General features: G+C 70.9%; 20 protein-coding genes. 12 read left to right on the top strand and 8 right to left on the bottom strand.

What is annotated here, in order from left to right:
• Nucleotides 1–63: 63 nt before the first annotated feature.
• Nucleotides 64–1,293: an acyl-CoA dehydrogenase family protein gene (locus ACFVH5_RS31555; RefSeq protein ID WP_107018808.1), complete on the bottom strand. Its 1,230-nt coding sequence runs from the start codon at nucleotides 1,291–1,293 to the stop codon at nucleotides 64–66.
• A 169-nt stretch (nucleotides 1,294–1,462) separates the two neighbouring features.
• On the opposite strand from ACFVH5_RS31555, the gene ACFVH5_RS31550 reads away from it, so the two are divergent.
• Nucleotides 1,463–2,107: a TetR family transcriptional regulator gene (locus tag ACFVH5_RS31550; RefSeq protein WP_107018807.1), complete on the top strand. Its 645-nt coding sequence runs from the start codon at nucleotides 1,463–1,465 to the stop codon at nucleotides 2,105–2,107.
• Between the two features lie 165 nt (nucleotides 2,108–2,272).
• On the opposite strand, the gene def is transcribed toward ACFVH5_RS31550, so the two are convergent.
• Nucleotides 2,273–2,812 (bottom strand): peptide deformylase, encoded by a 540-nt coding sequence (gene def / locus ACFVH5_RS31545; protein ID WP_385837121.1) that lies wholly within the window; start codon nucleotides 2,810–2,812, stop codon nucleotides 2,273–2,275.
• A 143-nt stretch (nucleotides 2,813–2,955) separates the two neighbouring features.
• Between def and ACFVH5_RS31540 the strand changes: the two genes are divergently transcribed.
• The 7 genes from ACFVH5_RS31540 to ACFVH5_RS31510 all read left to right on the top strand — a co-directional run bounded on the left by ACFVH5_RS31540 (nucleotide 2,956) and on the right by ACFVH5_RS31510 (nucleotide 11,057).
• Nucleotides 2,956–4,194 carry a MurT ligase domain-containing protein gene (locus ACFVH5_RS31540; protein WP_107018927.1) on the top strand — a complete coding sequence of 413 codons (1,239 nt, stop codon included), beginning with the start codon at nucleotides 2,956–2,958 and terminating at the stop codon, nucleotides 4,192–4,194.
• A gap of 19 nt (nucleotides 4,195–4,213) precedes the next feature.
• Nucleotides 4,214–4,942, top strand: a complete 729-nt coding sequence (locus ACFVH5_RS31535; protein ID WP_189774306.1) for a type 1 glutamine amidotransferase — start codon at nucleotides 4,214–4,216, stop codon at nucleotides 4,940–4,942.
• 165 nt (nucleotides 4,943–5,107) lie between these two features.
• Nucleotides 5,108–6,133 (top strand): 6-phosphofructokinase, encoded by a 1,026-nt coding sequence (locus ACFVH5_RS31530; protein ID WP_384808981.1) that lies wholly within the window; start codon nucleotides 5,108–5,110, stop codon nucleotides 6,131–6,133.
• Between the two features lie 207 nt (nucleotides 6,134–6,340).
• Entirely contained in the window at nucleotides 6,341–7,291 is a 951-nt protein-coding gene (locus tag ACFVH5_RS31525) for a cytochrome c oxidase assembly protein (protein ID WP_385837120.1), read from the top strand.
• Between the two features lie 150 nt (nucleotides 7,292–7,441).
• On the top strand, nucleotides 7,442–8,890 hold the full coding sequence (locus tag ACFVH5_RS31520) for a DUF6777 domain-containing protein (protein WP_385837118.1): 1,449 nt from the start codon (nucleotides 7,442–7,444) through the stop codon (nucleotides 8,888–8,890).
• Nucleotides 8,891–8,923: 33 nt separating this feature from the next.
• Complete coding sequence (locus ACFVH5_RS31515) at nucleotides 8,924–10,885, top strand: protein kinase (RefSeq protein WP_385837117.1); 1,962 nt, start codon at nucleotides 8,924–8,926, stop codon at nucleotides 10,883–10,885.
• 13 nt (nucleotides 10,886–10,898) lie between these two features.
• Nucleotides 10,899–11,057 carry a hypothetical protein gene (locus tag ACFVH5_RS31510; protein ID WP_107018800.1) on the top strand — a complete coding sequence of 53 codons (159 nt, stop codon included), beginning with the start codon at nucleotides 10,899–10,901 and terminating at the stop codon, nucleotides 11,055–11,057.
• Nucleotides 11,058–11,139: 82 nt separating this feature from the next.
• Here the strand turns inward: ACFVH5_RS31510 and ACFVH5_RS31505 are convergent, their stop codons facing one another.
• Genes ACFVH5_RS31505 through ACFVH5_RS31490 form a run of 4 tightly spaced genes read right to left on the bottom strand, consistent with a single transcriptional unit; the run spans nucleotide 11,140 to nucleotide 15,286 of the window.
• Nucleotides 11,140–12,354 carry a histidine kinase gene (locus ACFVH5_RS31505; RefSeq protein WP_385837116.1) on the bottom strand — a complete coding sequence of 405 codons (1,215 nt, stop codon included), beginning with the start codon at nucleotides 12,352–12,354 and terminating at the stop codon, nucleotides 11,140–11,142.
• On the bottom strand, nucleotides 12,351–14,123 hold the full coding sequence (locus ACFVH5_RS31500; protein WP_385837115.1) for a cation acetate symporter: 1,773 nt from the start codon (nucleotides 14,121–14,123) through the stop codon (nucleotides 12,351–12,353). Before ACFVH5_RS31500 ends, ACFVH5_RS31505 begins: the two co-directional genes overlap by 4 nt.
• Nucleotides 14,124–14,127: 4 nt before the next feature.
• A complete protein-coding gene (locus ACFVH5_RS31495) occupies nucleotides 14,128–14,520 on the bottom strand; it encodes a hypothetical protein (RefSeq protein ID WP_384808990.1) in 393 nt (130 codons plus the stop codon).
• Nucleotides 14,521–14,530: 10 nt separating this feature from the next.
• Complete coding sequence (locus ACFVH5_RS31490) at nucleotides 14,531–15,286, bottom strand: LytR/AlgR family response regulator transcription factor (protein ID WP_384808992.1); 756 nt, start codon at nucleotides 15,284–15,286, stop codon at nucleotides 14,531–14,533.
• Nucleotides 15,287–15,374: 88 nt separating this feature from the next.
• On the opposite strand from ACFVH5_RS31490, the gene ACFVH5_RS31485 reads away from it, so the two are divergent.
• The 3 genes from ACFVH5_RS31485 (at nucleotide 15,375) to rocD (ending at nucleotide 18,086) form a co-directional block, all read left to right on the top strand.
• The gene (locus tag ACFVH5_RS31485) at nucleotides 15,375–15,863 is read left to right on the top strand and encodes an Lrp/AsnC family transcriptional regulator (RefSeq protein WP_384808994.1); all 489 of its coding nucleotides are present in this window, start codon (nucleotides 15,375–15,377) and stop codon (nucleotides 15,861–15,863) included.
• Between the two features lie 175 nt (nucleotides 15,864–16,038).
• On the top strand, nucleotides 16,039–16,860 hold the full coding sequence (gene ddaH / locus ACFVH5_RS31480) for a dimethylargininase (RefSeq protein WP_384808996.1): 822 nt from the start codon (nucleotides 16,039–16,041) through the stop codon (nucleotides 16,858–16,860).
• On the top strand, nucleotides 16,857–18,086 hold the full coding sequence (gene rocD, locus ACFVH5_RS31475) for an ornithine--oxo-acid transaminase (protein ID WP_385837114.1): 1,230 nt from the start codon (nucleotides 16,857–16,859) through the stop codon (nucleotides 18,084–18,086). The genes ddaH and rocD overlap by 4 nt, the downstream gene beginning before the upstream one ends.
• Before the next feature lie 192 nt (nucleotides 18,087–18,278).
• Here the strand turns inward: rocD and ACFVH5_RS31470 are convergent, their stop codons facing one another.
• Nucleotides 18,279–18,473 (bottom strand): hypothetical protein, encoded by a 195-nt coding sequence (locus tag ACFVH5_RS31470; protein WP_385837122.1) that lies wholly within the window; start codon nucleotides 18,471–18,473, stop codon nucleotides 18,279–18,281.
• Between the two features lie 352 nt (nucleotides 18,474–18,825).
• Between ACFVH5_RS31470 and ACFVH5_RS31465 the strand changes: the two genes are divergently transcribed.
• Entirely contained in the window at nucleotides 18,826–19,548 is a 723-nt protein-coding gene (locus ACFVH5_RS31465) for a lysophospholipid acyltransferase family protein (RefSeq protein WP_385837113.1), read from the top strand.
• 54 nt (nucleotides 19,549–19,602) lie between these two features.
• On the opposite strand, the gene ACFVH5_RS31460 is transcribed toward ACFVH5_RS31465, so the two are convergent.
• Nucleotides 19,603–21,207: an alpha/beta hydrolase gene (locus ACFVH5_RS31460; protein WP_385837112.1), complete on the bottom strand. Its 1,605-nt coding sequence runs from the start codon at nucleotides 21,205–21,207 to the stop codon at nucleotides 19,603–19,605.
• Nucleotides 21,208–21,228 lie beyond the last annotated feature (21 nt).

Here is a 21,228-nt window from a genome sequence, read left to right as displayed (position 1 = left end):
GCCTAGATACCTAGGGGCGCGGGGAACTGCGCGACCGGCCACGACGGCGCCGCACCCGACGAATCACCGGATCGGCATGCCGGACAGCGTGCGGGCGATCACCAGCCGCTGAATCTCACTCGTGCCCTCGAAGATCGTGTAGATCGCCGCATCCCGGTGCATCCGCTCGACCGGATACTCCCGCGTGTACCCGTTCCCGCCGAGGATCTGGATCGCCTGCCCGGTCACCTTCTTCGCCGTCTCGCTGGCGAACAGCTTCGACATCGACCCCTCGGCGGACGTGAACTGCTTCCCGCTCACCGCCATCCAGGACGCCCGCCACACCAGCAGCCGCGCCGCGTCGATCGACGTACGCATGTCGGCGAGCTGGAAGGCCACACCCTGGTTGTCGATGATCGGCCGCCCGAACTGCTCGCGCGTCTTCGCGTAGTCGAGGGCCACCTCGTACGCGGCCCGCGCGGTGCCGACCGCCATGGCGCCGACCGCCGGGCGGGAGGCCTCGAACGTGGCCATCGCCGCGTTCTTCAGGCGCTCGCCGCCCCCCGCCTTCGCCCGCTCACGGGCCCGGGCGAGGCGCTCGTCGAGCTTCTCCTTGCCGCCGAGCAGGCAGGAGCCGGGCACGCGGACGTTCTCCAGGACGACCTCGGCGGTGTGCGAGGCGCGGATGCCGTGCTTCTTGAACTTCTGTCCCTGCGACAGACCGGGCGTGCCCAGCGGGACGATGAAGGACGCGTGGCCCTTGGAGCCCAGCTCGGAGTCCACGACGGCGACGACCACGTGCACGTTGGCGATGCCGCCGTTGGTCGCCCAGGTCTTCGTACCGTTGAGGACCCACTCGTCCTTGGCCTCGTCGTACACGGCCCGCGTACGCATCGAGGCGACGTCGGAGCCGGCGTCGGGCTCGGAGGAGCAGAAGGCGGCGACCTTGACGTCGTTGGCGTCGCCGTACATCTGGGGGATCCAGGTGCCGATCTGTTCCTCGGTGCCGTTGGCGAGGACGCCCACGGCGGCGAGGCCGGTGCCGACGATCGACAGGGCGATGCCCGCGTCGCCCCAGAACAGTTCCTCCATGGCCATGGGGATGCCGAGGCCGGTGGGGTCGAAGTACTGCTGGGCGTAGAAGTCCAGGGAGTAGATGCCGACCTTCGCGGCTTCCTGGATGACCGGCCAGGGAGTCTCTTCCCGCTCGTCCCATTCGGCGGCCGCGGGGCGGATCACGTCGGCGGCGAAGCCGTGGATCCAGTCCCGCACCTCCTTCTGTTCGTCGTTGAGCTCCATGGTGAACTCGGCCATGTCCCCTCCAGCGCTGCACTCACGTGTTACTTGCGGTAACGGTAGCCTGTTACTGGTCGGTAGTAAAAGTCAACTCCCCGTTCCAGGTCGGCAGCCCGTTCGAGGCAGGGCCTGCGCATGGTGTTACGTTGCGCAGGCGTCACCGAATCAGCACGGGTGGGGAGAGATCATGGACACCACGCAGCGGACCGATCAGCAGAGGTCCGCCGACCGCCGACGGCGCGAGCTGTTGGAGGCCGCCGACCGGGTGGTGCTCCGCGACGGCCCGGGCGCCTCCATGAACGCCATCGCGGCGGAGGCGGGCATCACCAAGCCGATCCTGTACCGCCACTTCGGCGACAAGGGCGGACTCTACGCGGCCCTCGCCAAGCGTCACACGGACGCCCTCCTCGGAGCGCTGCGCGCCGCGCTCGACGCACCCGCCGAGCGCCGGGAGCGCGTGGAGGCCACGCTCGACACCTACCTCGCGGCGATCGAGGCCCGCCCCCAGGTGTACCGCTTCCTGATGCACCCCTCCGAGGGCGGCCCGCAGAACGACCAGGGCTTCGACATGGGCGCGTACTCGTTCCCCCTCCTGCGCCGCATGGGCGAGGAGTTGGCCGACGTCATCGAGGAGCGCGTCGATCTCGGCCCGAACAGCCAGCAGTTGGCCCGCGTCTGGGGCCACGGCATCGTCGGCATGATGCACGCGGCCGGCGACTGGTGGCTCGGCGAACGCCCGTGCGCCCGCGCCGAACTGGTCCAGGCCCTCGCCGACCTTCTCTGGGGCCGCCTGGCAGCGGCAGGCGACAAGGCCGGCGGTCCGGGTTTCTGACCGACGTTCATTTTTCGGGGGCCGCGGGCCGTTCAGGGGTGCGGGACGGTGGGGGTTGCCCGCGCAGTTCCCCGCGCCCCTAAAAGCGGGGCTCCGCCCAGGCCCCTAAGGGGCGCGGGGAACTGCGCGACCAGCCCCCACCGTCCCGCACCCGACAACGAACCCTCAGCCACCCCAAGCGGCGCGCCCCGCTTGCCAAAGCACCTTCCGTCGTCGCCACCCCGTGACCCGATCCACATACAACCCACCGTCAAGGTGATCGCACTCATGCTGAAGGCACCGAGCGAACCACCCACTCCCATGCACCCGCATGGGCGCCCCGTCCAGGGACACCCCCTCCACCACGGCATGGTCGTACCGCTCGGTACCCGCCTCGAGCCCCGGCAGCGACAGACACCCCTCGGGCCCCCGCAGCACCACCCCGTCCGCCTCGACCAGCCGCGGGTTCACCACATGCCCCACATGCCGCACGTCGTCGTCATCGGGACAGTCGTATACGAAGACCCGCAACGACTTCCCGACCTGGTTGGCGGCGAGCCCCACCCCCTCGGCCGCGTACATCGTCGCGAACATGTCCTCGACGAGCCGGGCCAGTTGGGGACCGAACTCCTCAACTTCTTCACACCGTGTGTGCAACACGGGGTCGCCGAGCAAAGACAGAGGAAGGACGCGCCCTCGGGCGCCGGGGATCGAGCCGTGTCGCATGGCGGCAAGGGTACGGTCCTCACTGGCGCGCGGGCGTCGGAGTGGTGCCGCGGTTCGGGCCTGCGAGTGGATCTCGATAGGCTGAGGGCCAGACGTTGCCGGGGGCAGTGCGCGGCGCCGTACGCAAGGAGGATCGGGAACTGATGGCAGGCAACTCGGACCCGCTGTCGCCGCGGGCCAAGCTCGCCGTGACAGCGGGCAAAGCGGTCGCGGCGGCATCACGTGCCGCGGGCCGTGGCAGCGGATCGGTGATCGGCGGCCGGGTCGCGCTCAAACTCGACCCCGACCTGCTGGCGAGGCTCGCCCAGCACCTGGACGTGATCCTGGTGTCGGCGACGAACGGCAAGACCACCACGACGCGGCTGATCGCCGAGGCGCTGCGGGCGGCGGGTCCCGTCGTCTCGAACGCGCTGGGCGCGAACATGCCCGCGGGCATCACCTCGGCGCTGGCAGGCGGTTCCGACTCACGGTTCGCCGTCATCGAGGTCGACGAGAAGTATCTGTCCGGGGTGGCGCGGGACACGGATCCCAAGTGCATCGCCCTGCTCAACCTCTCGCGCGACCAGCTCGACCGCGCGGCCGAGACCCGCATGATGGCCGAGCACTGGCGTGAGGGCCTGGCGGGCTCCAAGGCGGTCGTGGTCGCCAACGCCGACGACCCGCTGGTCGTCTGGGCCGCGTCCTCCTCGCCGAACGTGGTGTGGGTGGCCGCCGGTCAGATGTGGAAGGACGACGCCTGGTCCTGCCCGTCGTGCGGCGGCGTGATGCAGCGCCCCGGCGACGACTGGTTCTGCGGCGACTGCGGTTTCCGCCGTCCCACGCCCAGCTGGGCGCTCTCCGGGGACCACGTCCTGGACCCGCACGGTTCGGCCTGGCCGATCCACCTCCAGCTGCCGGGCCGCGCCAACAAGGCGAACGCCGCCTCGTCGGCCGCCGTCGCCGCCGTCTTCGGCGTACCGCCGCAGGTCGCCCTGGAACGCATGTACCAGGTGCAGGCCGTGGCCGGACGCTACGACGTCGTGCAGTTCATGCAGCGCGACCTGCGCCTGCTGCTCGCCAAGAACCCGGCGGGCTGGCTGGAGACGTTCTCCCTGATCGACCCGCCGCCGACCCCGGTGATCCTGTCGGTGAACGCGCGCGGCGCCGACGGCACCGACACCTCCTGGCTGTGGGACGTCGACTACACCCGGCTCACCGGTCACCCGATCTTCGTTCTGGGCGACCGCAAGCTGGACCTCGCCGTTCGTCTGGAGGTCGCGAACCAGCAGTTCCAGGTCTGCGAGAACCTCGACCAGGCCGTGCAGCAGGCGCCGCCCGGCCGTATCGAGGTCATCGCGAACTACACCGCTTTCCAGGATCTGCGGCGTCGTGTCGGCAACTGAACCCCGGAGGACGAAGAGAATGAGTGACAACAGCCTTCGGCTGGTGTGGATCTACCCGGACCTGCTGAGCACGTACGGCGACCAGGGCAACGCGCTCGTCGTCGAGCGCCGGGCCCGCCAGCGCGGGCTGGACGTGGCCCGTCTCGACGTACGCAGCGACCAGCCGATCCCCACCTCCGGCGACATCTACCTCATCGGTGGCGGCGAGGACCGGCCGCAGCGGCTCGCGGCCGAGCGGCTGCGCCGCGACGGCGGTCTGCACCGCGCGGTCGGCAACGGCGCGATCGTGTTCTCGGTGTGCGCGGGCTACCAGATCCTCGGCCACGAGTTCATCAACGACCTGGGCCAGCGCGAGCCGGGCCTCGGTCTGCTCGACGTGCACTCCACCCGCGGCGAGGGCGAGCGGTGCGTCGGTGACGTGCTGGGCGACATCGACGCGCGCCTCGGTCTGCCGCCGCTGACCGGCTTCGAGAACCACCAGGGCATCACGCACCTGGGCCCCACCGCCCGCCCCTTCGCGAACGTGCGCCTGGGCAAGGGCAACGGGACGGGCGACGGCACGGAGGGCGCGTACAACGACACGGTCTTCGGGACGTACATGCACGGGCCCGTGCTCGCCCGTAACCCGCTGATCGCGGATCTGCTGCTCAAGCTGGCGCTCGATGTGAACGCGCTGCCGCCGATCGACGACCGGTGGTACGAGGCGCTGCGCTCCGAGCGCATCTCGGCTGCTCAGCAGCCTGCCTGACCCTGCCGGGACAGCCCATCCGGTGACGTGCCCGCACAGGTGAGCGGGCACGTCCAGCAGGCGGACGCACAGTGCGGAGCCGCCCCCTGCCGCCGGTAGGGTGGCGGCGTCCTGCCGGACAGCGTGGTCCGGTTCCCGGTCCACGTTGAGAAGGTATTCCGGACTATGCGTATTGGTGTCCTCACGTCCGGTGGCGACTGCCCCGGTCTGAACGCCGTCATCCGGTCCGTCGTACACCGCGCCGTCGTCGACCACGGCGACGAGGTCATCGGCTTCCGGGACGGGTGGAAGGGCCTGCTGGAAGGCGACTACCTCAAGCTCGACCTCGACGCGGTGAGCGGCATCCTGGCTCGCGGCGGCACGATCCTCGGCTCCTCCCGGGTCCAGCCCGCGCATCTGCGCGACGGTGTGGAGCGGGCCAGGGGCCATGTCGAGGAGCTGGGGCTCGACGCGATCATCCCGATCGGCGGCGAGGGCACGCTGAAGGCCGCCCGCCTCCTGTCGGACAGCGGTCTGCCGATCGTCGGCGTGCCGAAGACCATCGACAACGACATCGCCGTCACGGACGTCACCTTCGGCTTCGACACGGCCGTGGGGGTCGCGACCGAGGCCCTGGACCGGCTGAAGACCACCGCCGAGTCCCATCAGCGCGTCCTGATCGTCGAGGTCATGGGCCGCAACACCGGCTGGATCGCGCTGCACTCCGGGATGGCCGCGGGCGCCCACGCGATCGTCGTGCCGGAACGGCCCTTCGACATCGCGGAGTTGGCCGCCAAGGTCGGCGAACGCTTCTCCATGGGCAAGAAGTTCGCCATCGTCGTCGCCGCGGAGGGTGCGAAGCCCCGCGAGGGCACGATGACCTACGACGAGGGCCGCAAGGACGTCTACGGGCACGAGCGGTTCGCGGGCATCGCCCGGCAGCTCTCCATCGAGCTGGAGGAGCGCCTCGGCAAGGAGGCCCGGCCGGTGATCCTCGGGCACGTCCAGCGCGGGGGGACGCCGACCGCGTACGACCGGGTGCTCGCCACGCGGTTCGGGTGGCACGCGGTGGAGGCCGTGCACCGGGGTGAGTTCGGGCACATGACCGCTCTGCGCGGCACCGACATCGTGATGGTGTCGCTCGCGGAGGCGGTCGAGACGCTGAAGACCGTGCCGGATTCGCGGTACGCGGAAGCGGAGACCGTGCTCTGACGCGCAGCCGGGAGAGCTGCGGGGGCGCGGGTGGTTCGTAGGCTGCGGGTCGCACGTGGCTGAGCGCGCCCACGCGGCGGAGCCGCATATCGACACAGCCCCGCGCCCCTGAAAACGAACCCGCCCCCGGTCGTAGGCCCGACCGGGGGCGGTTCTAGTCTGTGGGGGACAGACAGCGCGCAACCCGTACGAAACAGGAGCCGGCGGATGGATCACAGCGGGCACGGCACGTCCATGGATCTGCCGCCGTTCACGCTGGGGCGGGGGCTCGAATGGTCCCCGGACCCGTTCTTCCTCGTCGCCTGCCTCGTGGGGCTCGCGCTGTACGGGTGGGGTGTGACGCGGCTGGTCCGGCGCGGTGACGCGTGGCCGGTCGGGCGGACCGTGGCGTTCGTCGTCGGTGTCCTGACCGTCATGCTCGTCCTGTGCACCGGGCTGAACGACTACGGCATGGTCATGTTCAGCGTGCACATGGTGCAGCACATGGTGATCAGCATGCTGTCGCCGATCCTGATCCTGCTCGGCGCGCCCATCACCCTCGCGCTGCGCGCGCTGCCGACCGCGGGTCGCGGCCGCAAGGGACCGCGCGAGCTGCTCCTGATGCTGCTGCACAGCAGGTTCATGCGGGTCGTCACGCATCCCGCGTTCACGATCCCGCTGTTCATCGCCAGCCTGTACGCGCTGTACTTCTCGCCGATCTTCGACTTCCTGATGGGGTCGAAGACCGGGCACGTCGCGATGATGTGCCACTTCCTCGCCGTCGGCCTGGTGTTCTTCTGGCCGATCATGGGCGTCGACCCCGGCCCGCACCGGCCCGGCCATCTGATGCGGATGCTGGAGCTGTTCGCCGGGATGCCGTTCCACGCGTTCTTCGGTATCGCGTTGATGATGGCGTCCGAGCCGATGGTGGAGACGTACAAGAACCCGGCGGCCTCGCTGGGCATCGACGCGCTCTCCGACCAGACCGCGGCGGGCGGCATCGCCTGGGCGTTCAGCGAGATCCCGTCCGTGCTCGTGCTGCTGGCCCTGCTCTTCCAGTGGTACCGCTCCGAGCAGCGGCAGGCGCGGCGTTCGGACCGGGCCGCGGACCGTGACGGGGACAAGGAACTCGAGGCGTACAACGCCTATCTGGCCTCGCTGGACGCACGCGGTCACTGACTTCGTTCCCACCTCTTTCTGCCTTTCGGCCACTCCGCGCACTTTGCCAATTCCCCTTGACTGAAAGGCTTTTCCATTCAGTAGCATGGCGCGTGACGCCCTGCTTCCGTTCTGCAGGGTTCGGGGGAACCGCCGCCGGGGGGAGCGGTCATGACAATTCACGCATGCTTGCTGAGCACCGGGAAAACGGTGGTCCGAAGGCTCGCCGTGCTACTGGCCGCTGTGCTGATCCTCAGCGGATGCACCGAACAGCGGCTGTTCGCGGTCCGGGCGGTCGCAGCCGGAATACCGTCACTCGCACCTTTCTTCGAAGAGGACGGATCGCTGGGCAAGGACCGCAAGGGACTCGCGCCGCAGGAGGCGCACAGCGGTCTGCAGCAGGGCAACACCCCTGGTCTGTACGGGGGCACACGCGACCAGCAGGTGTGTGACATCGAGCGGCTCAAGGATTTCCTCACCGATCCCGAGAATCGACAAAAAGCCCGGGAATGGGCGCGGATCGTGGGCATTACCCCTGATCGGATCGAGGAGTACCTAGACGACCTCACACCGGTCCTGCTGCGTCACGACACCCTCGTGAAGAACCATGACTACAAGAAAGGCAAAGCGGTCCCCTACGACTCGCTGCTCGAGGCGGGGGTCGCGGTTCTGGTGAACGACCAGGGACTTCCCGCCGTGAAGTGCTCCTGCGGAAATCCACTGAAGGCCTTCGACAAGGATCCCGAGAAGATCTCGGTCACGTTCGCGGACGGCAACAAGAAATGGGCGGGCTACGAGAAGTCCGACGTGGTGACCGTCAAGCCCTCGCCGCAGCCGCTGAAGCGGATCGCCCTCCTCGATGTGGACGATCCCGGCACGGCCATCAACCGGCCCGTCGGCACCACGGGCGAGGAGGACAGCACGTTCGACGCGACGCGGGAGCACAAGGTTCCCGGCGTGGTGGGCATGACCTTCGACCAAGCCGGTCAGGAGCTGGCCCGGCTGGGGCTGGCGGTGGCGTACGACGGGGACGAACTCCCACCGGGTGACGCGGCGGTGACCGGCTCCACGCCCGGGCCCGGGACGCCGCTGGCGTTCGGGGAGGCCGTGGCACTGAGCGTGGACGCGAACTCCGACGGAACGCCCGTCCCGGCGTCACCGACCGAGTCGGACGGGCCGAAGTCGCCGCCGGACCGGTCGGCCCCGCCGTCGGGCAAGGGCACCGGGTCGGCTCCCGGCGAGGGGACCCCGTCGGGCAAGGAGTCCGAGCCCGGTGGCGGAACCTCGTCGGGGACGGGTTCGACGTCGCCCGGCGGCGGGACACCGTCCGGGTCCCGGTCGACGCCCGGTGGCGGGACGGCGTCCTCACCCGCGGGCGGCACACCCTCCGTGACTCGTTCCACGCCGGTCGAGGAGCCACCGCCGCCGCCCTCGTCGACCTCGGCCCCGACCGTGACCAGTACGCCGCCCACGGTCGGTCCCACGTCCGCGGACCCTCCGTCCACCGGCCCCACCTCCACGGAGCCCACGCTCAGCGAACCGGCGAGCGAGCCGGAGTCGAGCGGACCCGCCCCGTCCGGTGGGCCGGGCTCAGGCGAGGCGGCCCAGGGCCCGGCGTAGGCCCACCAGGAGCAGAACCCCGGGAGTGACCGGATGGCATCAGGATCACCGCAGTCGGGAGTCGGCCGGGTCATCGCCGGCCGCTACCTCCTGCTGAACCGGCTGGGCAGTGGCGGCATGGGCCATGTCTGGCTCGCGTACGACCAGAGGCTGGCCTGCGAGGTCGCGCTCAAGGAGATCGTGTTCCGCGACCCGGGCGAGGCGGACCACGACCGCTCGGCCCGGGTGGCCAGGGCCCGTGCCGAGGCCCGGCACGCGGCGGGTCTGCGCGGCCACCCGCACGTCGTGACCGTGCACGACGTCCTGGAGCACGAGGGCCTGCCCTGGATCGTGATGGAGTACGTGGCCGGGGCGCTGGACCTGAGCGCCCTGGTCGACCGGCGCGGGGCCGTGGCCCCCGCCGAGTGCGCGCGGATCGGGCTCGCCGTGCTGGACGCGCTGACGGCCGGGCACGAGCGCGGGGTCATGCACCGGGACGTGAAGCCCGCCAACATCCTCCTGGCCCCGGACCGCACCGGATCGCCGTACGCCCGTGTCCTGCTCACCGACTACGGCATCTCCGTGCAGCCCGACGGCGACGAGACCCGCTACACGCTGACCTCCGCGCTGGTGGGCACCGCCGGCTATCTGGCGCCCGAGCGGGCCCAGGGCGGGCCGCCCACCGCCGCCGCGGACCTGTTCTCGCTGGGCTGCACGCTCTACTACGCCGTCGAGGGGTACGGGCCCTTCGACCGTGAGTCGGGCCTCGCGGCGCTCACCGCCGTCGTCCTGGAGGAGCCGCGGCCTGTGCTGCACGCCGGCGCCCTGGAGCCGCTGCTGGCGGCGATGCTCACCAAGGACCCGGTCCGCCGGATCACCGCGGCGGAGACCGAGGCCGCGCTGTCCGCGATCCTGACGCCCCAGCCGCATCCACGGACCCAGCTCGACCCCGGCTCGGAGCCTCCGTGGGCGGGCGGGATCACCCATACGGCCGCACCCCGCACTCCCCCCGCGCCCCAGCCCCCGCAGAGCCACGGAGGCGGCCCGCAGTGGTACGCGCCGTCCGCCGCGCAGCAGTCGTCCTCACTGCCTCCCCGCCAGGAGGCCCCCCACGCCTGGCCCTCGGGGCAGCAGGGTCAGGGCCCGTGGTCCGGTGGGCAGGGCTTCGGCCCTCCCCCGGCGGCCCCCGGGCGGCGCCGCCGGCCACGCAACCGCGCCCGGACGGCCGTACTGGCGACCGCGCTGGGGCTGGCCCTGGCGGGCGGCGGGGCCTGGTACGCCATGGCGAACCTGCCGGGGGACGGTGACGCCAAGCCGTACGGGGACGCGATCGGGCTGTCGAAGCCGCTCGTCGACGGGAACTGCGTCGCGACGCGGTGGACGAGCACCCCCTTCGTCGGGGACCCGGAACTGCGGGTCGTGAAGTGCCTCAGCGAGGAGACGTACGGGCAGGTGATGGCCGTGTTCGAGACGGCGTCCGCCCAGGACGCCCGCTCGGCCGGCGCCACCCGGTGCGAGCAGCGCACCGAGGAGATCCGGAAGAAGCTCGCGGACGTCCGCTCGTACGCCGCCGTGCCGACCTCCGACGGCTTCGAGAGGGCTGACCACCGCGTGGCCTGTCTGGTGCTCGACGCGCGTGGCAAACCGCTGTTCGGGCCGATCGGGAACCGTCGCCCCGCAGGTATGCGGTTCAGGGACACGGCCACCATGCAGAAGCGGGACTGCCTGAACCGGGTCAACGACAACGTCGCCGAACTCGTCTCGTGCCGGGGGCCGCACAGGGAGCAGGTACTCGACTTCCACCGGATGAGCCCGGACACGACCCTCGCGCAGGCCAAGAGGCGGGCGACCACGGTCTGCCGGGAGGAGGTGCCGCCCAACGACTACGGCTATGACCCGAACGTCTATACGGGCTCGGCCTGGGTGGGCAACAGCGCCTGGGCCTCCGGCACTCATTTCGTCGTCTGCACTGCAATTCGCAGGGACGGGGGCACCATGGAGAAGGACGAACCATGAGGAGGGTGTTGCGATGCCCGGTTCCACGAAGACCATGGGAGTGCTCACCGTAGGCGGCCTGGTGATGGTCACGGCCTACACGGTGGCGCTCGGCAGCAGCGGCTGGCTGTGGTTCGGCTGGGTGGTGCTCGGTCTGATCACCCTGGCGATGGTGGCCTCCCGGCCCACCTGAGGTACCGCGCGACCGGTTCCCCGGGAGGCCCTACGGCTCTCTCCCGGGGGATTCGTCCGCGCGGCATCCGGTCAGGAACGGCTCATTCGCGGGTCAGCCGGCCCGCCGAGTGCACGCCCGGCTGGTACTTCGGCAACCGGGCGGTGATCTTCATGCCCGCGCCCGGAGCGGTCTCGATGACGAGGCCGTAGTCGTCGCCGTAGACCTGCCGCAGCCGGTCGTCGACGTTCGACAGGCCGATGCCGTCCGAGGGGTCGGCCTCCCCCGCCAGGATGCGGCGCAGCCGGCCGGGGTCCATGCCCGGGCCGTCGTCCTCGATGACGACGAGCGCCTCGGCGCCGGCGTCCTGCGCGGTGATGCTGATACGGCTCTTGTCGACCTTGACCGTGCCGCCCTCCAGACCGTGCTTGACGGCGTTCTCGACGAGCGGCTGCAGACAGAGGAAGGGCAGGGTCACCGGCAGCACCTCGGGGGCGATCTGCAGGGTGACCGAGAGCCGCTCGCCGAAGCGCGCCCGGACCAGTGCCAAGTAGTGGTCGATGGCGTGCAGTTCGTCGGCGAGGGTGGTGAAGTCGCCGTGCCTGCGGAACGAGTAACGGGTGAAGTCGGCGAATTCCAGGAGCAGTTCGCGGGCCCGCTCGGGATCGGTGCGGACGAACGAGGCGATCACCGCGAGCGAGTTGAAGATGAAGTGCGGGGATATCTGGGCCCGCAGCGCCTTGATCTCGGCCTCGATCAGCCGGGTACGGGACTGGTCGAGGTCGGCGAGTTCCAGCTGGACCGACACCCAGCGGGCGACCTCCCCGGTGGCCCGTACGAGCACGGCGGACTCGCGGGGCGCGCAGGCGACGAGTGCCCCGTACACCCGGTCGTCGACGGTGAGGGGGGCGACGACGGCCCACCGCAGCGGGCAGTACGGCTCGTCGCAGACGAGGCGGAAGGCCTCCCCGCGGCCGGTCTCCAGGGGGCCGCCGATCCGCTCCATGATCTGTTCCCGGTGGTGCTCGCCCGCGCCCTCCCACGCCAGCACGGTCTCCTGGTCGGTGAGGCAGAGCGCGTCCGTGCCGAGCAGGGTGCGCAGCCGTCGCGCGGACTTGCGGGCCGTCTCCCCGGTGAGGCCCGCGCGCAGCGGGGGCGCGGCGAGGGAGGCGGTGTGCAGGGTCTCGAAGGTGGCGTGTTCGACGGGGGTGCCGAGGCCGCCGGGGCTCGGCGACTGCGCGGTGCGCCGGCCGAACCAGAATCCGGCCGCCAGCAGCGGCAGCACGGCCACGCAGAGGCCCGCCAGGAATCCGCTCACGCCTTGATCTCCTTGGTCTCCGGGCTCCCCTTGATCTCCGGGCTCCCCTTGGCCTCCGTGCGGACCTGTCCTCCGGCGAGCTCCTCCGGCAGATGGAAACGGGCGAGGATGGCCGCCGTTCCGGCCGGTACGCGCCGGGGTGTCGCCAGGGACACCAGGACCATGGTGAGGAAGCCCAGCGGCACCGACCACAGCGCGGGCCAGGCGAGGAGCGCGTGCAGGGAGCCCGTCCCGGGGAAGCCGGCCATGGTGGCGGCGACCGCGAGGAGCGCCGAGCCGCCGCCGACGAGCATCCCGGCCGCCGCGCCGGGCGGGGTGAGCCGGTGCCACCAGATGCCGAGGACGAGCAGCGGGCAGAACGACGAGGCGGACACCGCGAAGGCGAGTCCCACGGCGTCGGCGACCGGCAGTCCGCCCACGAGCATGCTCGCCGCGAGCGGCACGATCATGGACAGGACCGTGCCGAGCCGGAAGTGCCGTACCCCGCGGGAGGGCAGCACGTCCTGGGTGAGCACGCCCGCCACGGCCATGGTCAGGCCGGACGCGGTGGACAGGAACGCGGCGAAGGCCCCGCCGGCCACCAGCGCGCCGAGGAGGTCCCCGCCGAGCCCGCCGACGACCCGGTCGGGCAGCAGCAGCACGGCGGCGTCGGCGTCCCCGGTCAGGGTCAGCTCGGGGGCGTACAGGCGGCCCAGCGCTCCGTAGAGCGGTGGGAGGAGGTAGAAGAAGCCGATCAGCGCGAGGACGGCGACGGTGGTGCGGCGGGCGGCCACGCCGTGCGGGCTGGTGTAGAAGCGCACGACGACGTGCGGCAGCCCCATGGTGCCGAGGAAGGTGGCGAGGATCAGCCCGTACGTGGCGTACAGCGGCCGTTCCTCGCGGCCCGCGGCGAGCGAGGTGGACATGCCGCCGTTGTCCCCGCGGTCGGCGACGGGCACGGGGTCGCCCTTGCTGAAGGACAGCCGGGTGCCCCGCTCGATGCGGTGGACGCCCGCGGGCAGCCTGACCTGCCGTTCCTCGTACCGTACGCCGTCGACCGTGCCGTCCGCGGTGACGGTCAGCGGCCCGGCGAGCTTCAGGTCGAGTCCGGCGTCGATGCGTACGACCCGGTGTTCGCGGAACGTGGCCGGTTCGTCGAAGGCGTGGCGCGGCGCCCCGTCGTCCTGCCAGGCGAGGACGAGGAAGAGCGCGGGGACGAGCAGGGCGGTGAGCTTGAGCCAGTACTGGAAGGCCTGGACGAAGGTGATGCTGCGCATACCGCCCGCGGCGACGGTCGCCACCACGACGACCGCGACGATGACACCGCCGAGGGACTTGGACGCCCCGGTGAGCACGTTCAGGGTCAGTCCCGCGCCCTGGAGCTGGGGCAGGAGGTACAGCCAGCCGACGCCGACGACGAAGGCTCCGGCCAGCCGCCGCATGCCCTGCGAGGCGAGCCGCGCCTCGGCGAAGTCGGGCAGGGTGTACGCGCCGGAGCGGCGCAGCGGGGCCGCGACGAAGATCAGCAGGACGAGGTAGCCGGCGGTGTAGCCGACCGGGTACCAGAGCATGTCCGGGCCCTGGACGAGGACGAGGCCCGCGATGCCGAGGAAGGAGGCGGCGGAGAGGTACTCGCCGCTGATGGCGGCCGCGTTGAGGCGGGGGCCGACCGTGCGGGAGGCCACGTAGAAGTCGGAGGTGGTGCGGGATATGCGCAGTCCGAAGGCGCCGACGAAGACGGTCGCGACGACCACGAGGGCGACCGCCGGAACGGCGTAGTTCTCGTTCACGTGCTCAGCGGTCCTCCACGAGACGGACGAAGTCCTTCTCGTTGCGGTCGGCGCGGCGCACGTACCAGCCGGCGAGCAGCACCAGCGGCGGGTAGACGCAGAAGCCGAGCACGATCCATTCGAGGCTCGAACTGTCCCCCAGCACGGTGAACACCAGCGGCAGCGGGCCCACGAACAGGATGAGCACGGCGAAGACGGTGAGCGCGGCCCGCAGTTGGCTGCGCATCAGGGAGCGGACGTAGGTGTGGCCGAGTGTGGTCTGCTCGTCGATCTCGGTCCGCGGCCGGGAGCGGCTCAGCGGGCGCGTACGGCGCGGCGGGCCGGTGACGACGACCCGGCGGTCGGTGGGCACGCGCCGGTCGGAGGGCACGCGCCGGTCGGTGGGGTCGTGGGGCAACTCCGCCTCCTCAGCTCGCGGTCCGGCGCATCAGCAGGTCCCGCAGTTCCCGTGCGTGGCGGCGGCTGACCTGGAGTTCGACCGTATCGACCAGGACGCTCACCGTACCCGCGTCCAGGCGGAGTTCGCTGATGTGACCGAGAGCGACGAGATGGCGGCGGTGGATGCGGACGAAACCGCGCGAGCGCCAGCGCTCCTCCAGGGTGGACAGGGGGATGCGCACGAGGTGGCTGCCCTGGTCGGTGTGCAGCCGCGCGTAGTCGCCGTGGGCCTCGACATGGGTGATGTCCTCGACGGCGACGAACCGGGTGACCCCGCCCAGCTCGACGGATATGTGGTCCGGGTCGGGTTCGTGCACGGGGATCAGCGGGGCCGCGTCCATCTGCTCGACGGCCCGGCGCACGGCCTCGGCGAGGCGTTCCCTGCGGACCGGCTTCAGGACGTAGTCGACGGCCTTGAGGTCGAAGGCCTGGACGGCGAACCCCTCGTGGGCGGTGACGAACACGACGAGCGGCGGCTTGGCGAACCCGGCGAGCAGCCGTGCCATGTCGAGTCCGTCGAGGCCGGGCATGTGGATGTCGAGGAAGACGACGTCGATGCCCTCGTCGCCGTCCGGGCCGCTGTCCAGGGCCCGGTTGATCCGCCGCAGCGCCGCCGTGGCGTCGCTCGCGCCCTCGACGCTGCTCACCCGTGGATCGGCGTCCAGCAGATAGAGCAGCTCTTCGAGGGAGGGTGGTTCGTCGTCGACGGCGAGGGCGCGCAGCATGAACCCGGAGTGTAGGAGCAATCCGCGCGCCTGCACATGCGGCGGGCAAGGTCGTCGTGGCCGGATCGTCCCTGGATACAGTGCCCGCATGAGACCCATGTCCGCGCCTTTCGACGATCTCGACCGGAAGATCGTCACGGCTCTGATGGCGAACGCCCGCACGAGTTTCGCGGAGATCGGCGCGGCGATCGGGCTGTCCGCCACCGCGGTCAAGCGCCGGGCCGACCGGTTGCGTGAGACGGGCGTGATCACGGGCTTCACGGCGACGGTGAAACCGGCGGCGCTCGGGTGGCGTACCGAGGCGTATGTGGAGGTGTACTGCGAGGGCGCGGCGCCGCCGCGGCGGCTCGCGGAGGTGGTGCGCAACCATCCGGAGATCACGGCCGCGATGACGGTGACCGGCGGGGCGGACGCGCTGCTGCACGTACGGGCCCGGGACGTGGAGCACTTCGAGGAGGTGCTGGAGCGGATCCGGGTGGAGCCGTTCATCCGCAAGACGGTCAGCTTCATGGTGCTGTCGCATCTGCTGCCGGAGAGCCCCGAGGCGGGGGCGAACCAGCCGGCTCCGGAAGCCTGAATCCGCCGTTCCTCCACCCGTTCGGGTGAATCACGCACTGATCGTGCGTCGAACGGCCTCAAGACGCAGCATTTCTTCGGCAGCGCGCAATCCTCGATTCTTGTCGCACCACTCCCCCGCTTTCTACCGTTGAGGCATCCCACCCGACACCTCAGGAAAGCGGAGGAACCCCTCTGTGCCCATGAGTCGTGTGCCGCGCCCCAGGCGGTTTCTGGTCTGCGAACCCAGACACTTCGCCGTGCAGTACGCCATCAATCCCTGGATGCATGAGGACACACAGGTCGACGTCGAGCTGGCCCGCGGCCAGTGGGCGGAGCTGATCTCCGCCTACCGCGCCCACGGCCACACCGTCGACAGCGTGGAGCCGGTCGCCGGTCTGCCGGACATGGTCTTCGCCGCGAACTCGGCGCTGGTCGTCGCCGGCCGGGTCTTCGGCTCGCTCTTCCACGCGCCGCAGCGCCGCCCGGAGTCCAGCGCGTACGAGACGTGGTTCAAGAGCGCGGGCTTCGACGTCCAGAAGCCCGAGTCGGTGTGCGAGGGCGAGGGCGACCTGGTGTTCGCCGGCCGCCATCTGCTGGCCGGCACCGGGTTCCGTACGGCACGGTCCGCCCATCACGAGGTGCAGGAGTACTTCGGCGTCCCCACGGTCAGCCTCACGCTGGTGGACCCCCGCTTCTACCACCTCGACACCGCGCTGTTCGTGCTCGACGACGGCCCCGAGGCGAACATCGCGTACTACCCGGAAGCCTTCTCCGCGGGCAGCCGTGAAGTACTCCGCCTGCTCTTCCCCGACGCGGTGATCGCCACCCGTGAGGACGCGATGGTGTTCGGGCTGAACTCCGTCTCGGACGGCCGCCACGTCTTCATCGCGCCGCGCGCGGAAGCCCTCGCGGGCGAACTCGACCGCCACGGCTACGTTCCCGTCCCCGTCGACCTGTCGGAGTTCCAGAAGGCCGGCGGCGGCATCAAGTGCTGCACACAGGAGATCCGCTCATGACTGTCGCGCCCAGCCGTGCCCTGCGCTCGTCCGCCGAGCTGATCCGCGCCGAGGAGCCCGTCCTCGCGCACAACTACCACCCGCTGCCCGTGGTCGTCGCCCGCGCCGAGGGGGCCTGGGTCGAGGATGTCGAGGGCCGCCGCTATCTCGACATGCTGGCCGGCTACTCGGCGCTCAACTTCGGGCACCGCCACCCGGCCCTGATCGAGGCCGCGCACCGCCAGCTCGACCAGCTGACGCTGACCTCGCGCGCCTTCCACAACGACCGGCTGGCCGCGTTCGCCGAGTCGCTGGCCTCGCTCACCGGCCTGGACATGGTGCTGCCGATGAACACGGGCGCCGAGGCCGTGGAGAGCGCCGTCAAGGTGGCGCGCAAGTGGGCGTACGAGGTCAAGGGCGTCCCCGCCGACCGGGCGACGATCATCGTGGCCGCCGACAACTTCCACGGCCGTACGACGACCATCGTCAGCTTCTCCACCGACGAGTCCGCCCGCGCGGGGTTCGGCCCCTTCACACCGGGGTTCCGGGTGGTCCCGTACAACGACCTCGCCGCGCTCGAAGCGGCGATCGACGAGACGACCGCGGCCGTGCTGATCGAGCCGATCCAGGGCGAGGCGGGAGTCGTCATCCCGGACGACGGCTATCTGCGGGGCGTCCGCGAACTGACCGCGCGGACGGGCTGCCTCTTCATCGCCGACGAGATCCAGTCCGGCCTCGGCCGCACGGGCCGCACACTGGCCGTCGAGCACGAGGACGTCGTCCCGGACGTCGTGCTCCTCGGCAAGGCGCTCGGCGGCGGCATCGTGCCGGTCTCCGCGGTCGTCGCGCGGCGCGAGGTGCTGGAGGTGCTGCGGCCGGGCGAACACGGCTCGACGTTCGGCGGCAACCCGCTGGCCGCGGCGGTCGGCTCCGCCGTGGTGGAACTGCTGGAGACGGGCGAGTTCCAGCGCCGGGCGGAGGAGGCGGGCGTGCTCCTGCGGGACGGCCTGTCCGCCCTCGTGGGCAAGGGGGTCCGGGGGTTCCGGGCGCGGGGGCTGTGGGCGGGCGTCGACATCGACCCCGCCATCGGGACGGGCCGCGAGATCAGCGAGTCGCTGATGCGCGAGGGAATTCTGGTGAAGGACACCCACGGCTCCACGATCCGGCTGGCGCCGCCCCTGACGATCACGGACGAGGACCTGCGGATGGCGCTCGGCACCTTGGAAACAGTGCTGCGCACTGCTTAGGGGCGCGGGGAACGGCGCAGTCTTTCCGCTTTTAGGGGCGCGGGGAACTGCGCGACAAGCCCCCACCGGCCCGCACCCGACGCACGACCGGTCCCGCCCCCACGGATGGGATACCGCGGGTCATATGTCGGGTGCGGCCCGGTGGGGGCCGTTCGCGCAGTTCCCCGCGCCCCTGAAGGGGCCGGTGCCCGGTCACGGCTTCGGGAGGGTCTTGACCGTTCCGTCCTCCTTCGCTTGGAACGGCGCATCGGGCTGACAGCGCCGCCGTAGCCCCGGAGATGGACAACGTCCCGCCACGGCGAACGAGTTCGATGCCGGCGTACCGTGCGCCTCCATGCCGACGGCGTCGATGACCGCGTCGGTCCCGCGCCCGTCGGTGAGGTCCATCGGAATCGCCGTGAACGCGAGTGTCCTGCCGCCGGCACTCCGGCCGCGTCCATCATGTGCGCGCCCGACTGCCGCGGGACTGCGCCCACGTGCCGGACGAGGGCTGGACCGAGACCCCGGGGGCCGGCCGGCGGGTGAGCCGCCGCTGAGGGCGCAGGGGCGTGGTGGTCCGTCGGGAACGAGCCACCGGACGCGTCGGCGGGTGGTGCGGCACGGGCGCACCGGTCCAGCATGAGTCCGACCGGGGACGGTTACAGGGGCCCGGGCCTGCACCTACACTGGCGTCCCGCAGCACACCTGTTTGACCAGCCAGGACCTGTCCGGTCGATCCGGCGAAGCGAGGAGCGACCCGTTGTTCTATTACGTTCTCAAGTACGTGATTCTGGGACCGCTGTTGCGGCTGGTCTTCCGGCCCCGGATCGAGGGCCTGGAGCACGTACCGGCGACGGGGGCGGCCATCGTCGCGGGCAATCACCTGTCGTTCTCGGACCACTTCCTGATGCCCGCGATCCTCAAGCGGCGCATCACGTTCCTCGCCAAGGCCGAGTACTTCACGGGCCCCGGCATCAAGGGCCGGCTGACGGCGTTCTTCTTCCGCAGCGCCGGGCAGATCCCGGTGGACCGCTCCGGCAAGGAGGCGGGCAAGGCGGCGATCCGTGAAGGGCTCGGCGTCCTGACCAAGGACGAACTGCTCGGCATCTACCCGGAGGGGACCCGCTCGCACGACGGCCGCCTCTACAAGGGCAAGGTGGGCGTCGCGGTGATGGCGCTCAGGGCCGAGGTCCCCGTCATCCCGTGCGCGATGATCGGCACGTTCGAGGCCCAGCCGCCCGGCCGGAAGATCCCCAAGATCCACCCGGTGGCGATCCGCTTCGGGGAACCCCTCGACTTCTCCCGCTACGCGGGCATGGAGAACGAGAAGGCGATCCTGCGCGCCATCACCGACGAGATCATGTACGCGATCCTCACCCTCTCCGAGCAGGAGTACGTGGACCGGTACGCGGCCGAGGTGAAGGCCGAGGAGGCCGCCGAGAAGGCGAAGTCCCGCAAGTTCCCGCGCCTGCCGCAGCGTTGACGCCCGGGGCTCAGGACGTGGGAGGGGGGGGGCCGTGGGCGGCCCCCCCCCCCATTATGTCGGTGGCCGCGGCGAAGCGGTGGGCGGGGCGTGCGGGGTGCACGTCACGTCGGCCGCGCCGACCTTGCCGGTGAGCAGGTAGGTGTCCACCTTCTCGTTGATGCACGGGTTGACCAGCCCCGTCACACCGTGCGAGCCCGCGTCCTTCTCGGTGATCAGGCGGGAGCCCTTGAACCGCTTGTGCAGTTCGACGGCGCCTTCGTACGGAGTGGCGGCGTCACGCGTGGACTGCACGATCAGGACGGGCGGCAGGCCCTTGCCGGTCTTCACGGTCGGCGGGGTCTGCTGCTTGGCGGGCCAGGTCGCGCACGGCAGGTTCAGCCAGGCGTTGGCCCACGTCATGAACGGGTAGTTCTTGTGCAGCTCGCTGTTGTCGCGGTCCCACTTCTTCCAGCTGGTGGGCCACTTGGCGTCGGTGCACTCGACGGCCGTGTAGACGGCGTTGCCGTTCTCCGAGGAGATGTTGCCCGCGGTGTCGGTCAGGTCCGGCGCGGCGGCGTCGACGAGCGCCTGGGTGTCACCGGCGACGTACTTGCTGAAGACGGTCGCGACCGGCACCCACGACGAGTCGTAGTACGGCGCGCTCTGGAAGAAGCCGATGAGCTCGGCCGGGCCGACGACCCCGCCGATGGGGTTCTTCTTGGCGGTGGCGCGCAGCTTCAGCCACTGGTCCTGGACCTTGGCGCGCGTGTCGCCGAGGTGGAAGGCGGCATCGTTCTTGGCGACCCAGTCCTGCCAGTCCTTCCAGCGCATCTCGAAGGCGACGTCCTGGTCGAGGTTGGCCTCGTACCAGATCTTCTCGCGCGACGGGTTGACGACGCTGTCCGCGATCATGCGGCGCACGTGGTTCGGGTAGAGCGTGCCGTAGACGGCGGCGATGTACGTGCCGTACGAGACGCCCAGGAAGTTGAGCTTCTTCTCACCGAGCGCGGCCCGGATGACGTCCAGGTCGCGGACGGTGTTGGGGGTCGTCATCTGCGGCAGCATCTCGCCGCTGCGCTCGGCGCAGCCGTCCGCGTACTCGGCGGCGAGCTTGCGCTGGACGCGCTTGTCGGCCTCGGAGTCCGGCACCGGGTCCATCTTGGGCGCCTTCACGAACTCCTGCGGGTCGATGCAGGAGATGGGCGCCGAGTGGCCGACTCCGCGCGGGTCGAAGCCCACGAAGTCGTACGCCTTCGAGGTGTTCACCCACAGCGGGTTCTTGTTGGTGACGCGGGTCGGGAAGCGCAGTCCGGAGCCGCCGGGGCCGCCCGGGTTGTAGACGAGGGCGCCCTGGCGCTCCGCCTTGGTGCCCGTGTTGCCGATGCGGTCGAGGGCGAGCTTGATCTTCTTGCCGTTGGGCTTCGCGTAGTCGAGCGGCACGGTGACCCAGCCGCACTGGATGGGCTTCGCGATGCCCCAGTCCGCCGGACAGTCCTGCCAGTCGATGCCGGCCTTCGCGGCGCGGGCGGCGGCGATCTCGGCGCCGCGCGTCTGGCTGACGTGGCTGTTCTGACCGTGGCGGGATTCCGCGTTGGCCGTCGGAGCCGCGACGGCGCCGGCTATGAGTGTCGCGGTGACGAGCGCTCCGGCCGAGCCGAACGCCGTCACCTTTCTCATACCTCTCAAGAGAGTTCTCCC

The sequence above is a fragment of the Streptomyces sp. NPDC127119 genome (genome assembly GCF_042677425.1).
Taxonomy (GTDB): domain Bacteria; phylum Actinomycetota; class Actinomycetes; order Streptomycetales; family Streptomycetaceae; genus Streptomyces.
Note: the sequence above shows the minus strand (reverse complement) of the source record. Positions and strands in the feature narration are given on the sequence as shown.

Coding starts and splice junctions, on each gene's coding strand:
- ACFVH5_RS31535 (WP_189774306.1), top strand. CDS start 4,214: ATGAGTGACAACAGCCTTCGGCTGGTGTGGATCTACCCGGACCTGCTG.
- ACFVH5_RS31510 (WP_107018800.1), top strand. CDS start 10,899: ATGCCCGGTTCCACGAAGACCATGGGAGTGCTCACCGTAGGCGGCCTG.
- ACFVH5_RS31490 (WP_384808992.1), bottom strand. CDS start 15,286: ATGCTGCGCGCCCTCGCCGTCGACGACGAACCACCCTCCCTCGAAGAG.
- ACFVH5_RS31460 (WP_385837112.1), bottom strand. CDS start 21,207: ATGAGAAAGGTGACGGCGTTCGGCTCGGCCGGAGCGCTCGTCACCGCG.
- ACFVH5_RS31555 (WP_107018808.1), bottom strand. CDS start 1,293: ATGGCCGAGTTCACCATGGAGCTCAACGACGAACAGAAGGAGGTGCGG.
- ACFVH5_RS31515 (WP_385837117.1), top strand. CDS start 8,924: ATGGCATCAGGATCACCGCAGTCGGGAGTCGGCCGGGTCATCGCCGGC.
- ACFVH5_RS31530 (WP_384808981.1), top strand. CDS start 5,108: ATGCGTATTGGTGTCCTCACGTCCGGTGGCGACTGCCCCGGTCTGAAC.
- ACFVH5_RS31540 (WP_107018927.1), top strand. CDS start 2,956: ATGGCAGGCAACTCGGACCCGCTGTCGCCGCGGGCCAAGCTCGCCGTG.
- ACFVH5_RS31520 (WP_385837118.1), top strand. CDS start 7,442: ATGACAATTCACGCATGCTTGCTGAGCACCGGGAAAACGGTGGTCCGA.
- def (WP_385837121.1), bottom strand. CDS start 2,812: ATGCGACACGGCTCGATCCCCGGCGCCCGAGGGCGCGTCCTTCCTCTG.
- rocD (WP_385837114.1), top strand. CDS start 16,857: ATGACTGTCGCGCCCAGCCGTGCCCTGCGCTCGTCCGCCGAGCTGATC.
- ACFVH5_RS31550 (WP_107018807.1), top strand. CDS start 1,463: ATGGACACCACGCAGCGGACCGATCAGCAGAGGTCCGCCGACCGCCGA.
- ACFVH5_RS31525 (WP_385837120.1), top strand. CDS start 6,341: ATGGATCACAGCGGGCACGGCACGTCCATGGATCTGCCGCCGTTCACG.
- ACFVH5_RS31485 (WP_384808994.1), top strand. CDS start 15,375: ATGAGACCCATGTCCGCGCCTTTCGACGATCTCGACCGGAAGATCGTC.
- ACFVH5_RS31470 (WP_385837122.1), bottom strand. CDS start 18,473: ATGGACCTCACCGACGGGCGCGGGACCGACGCGGTCATCGACGCCGTC.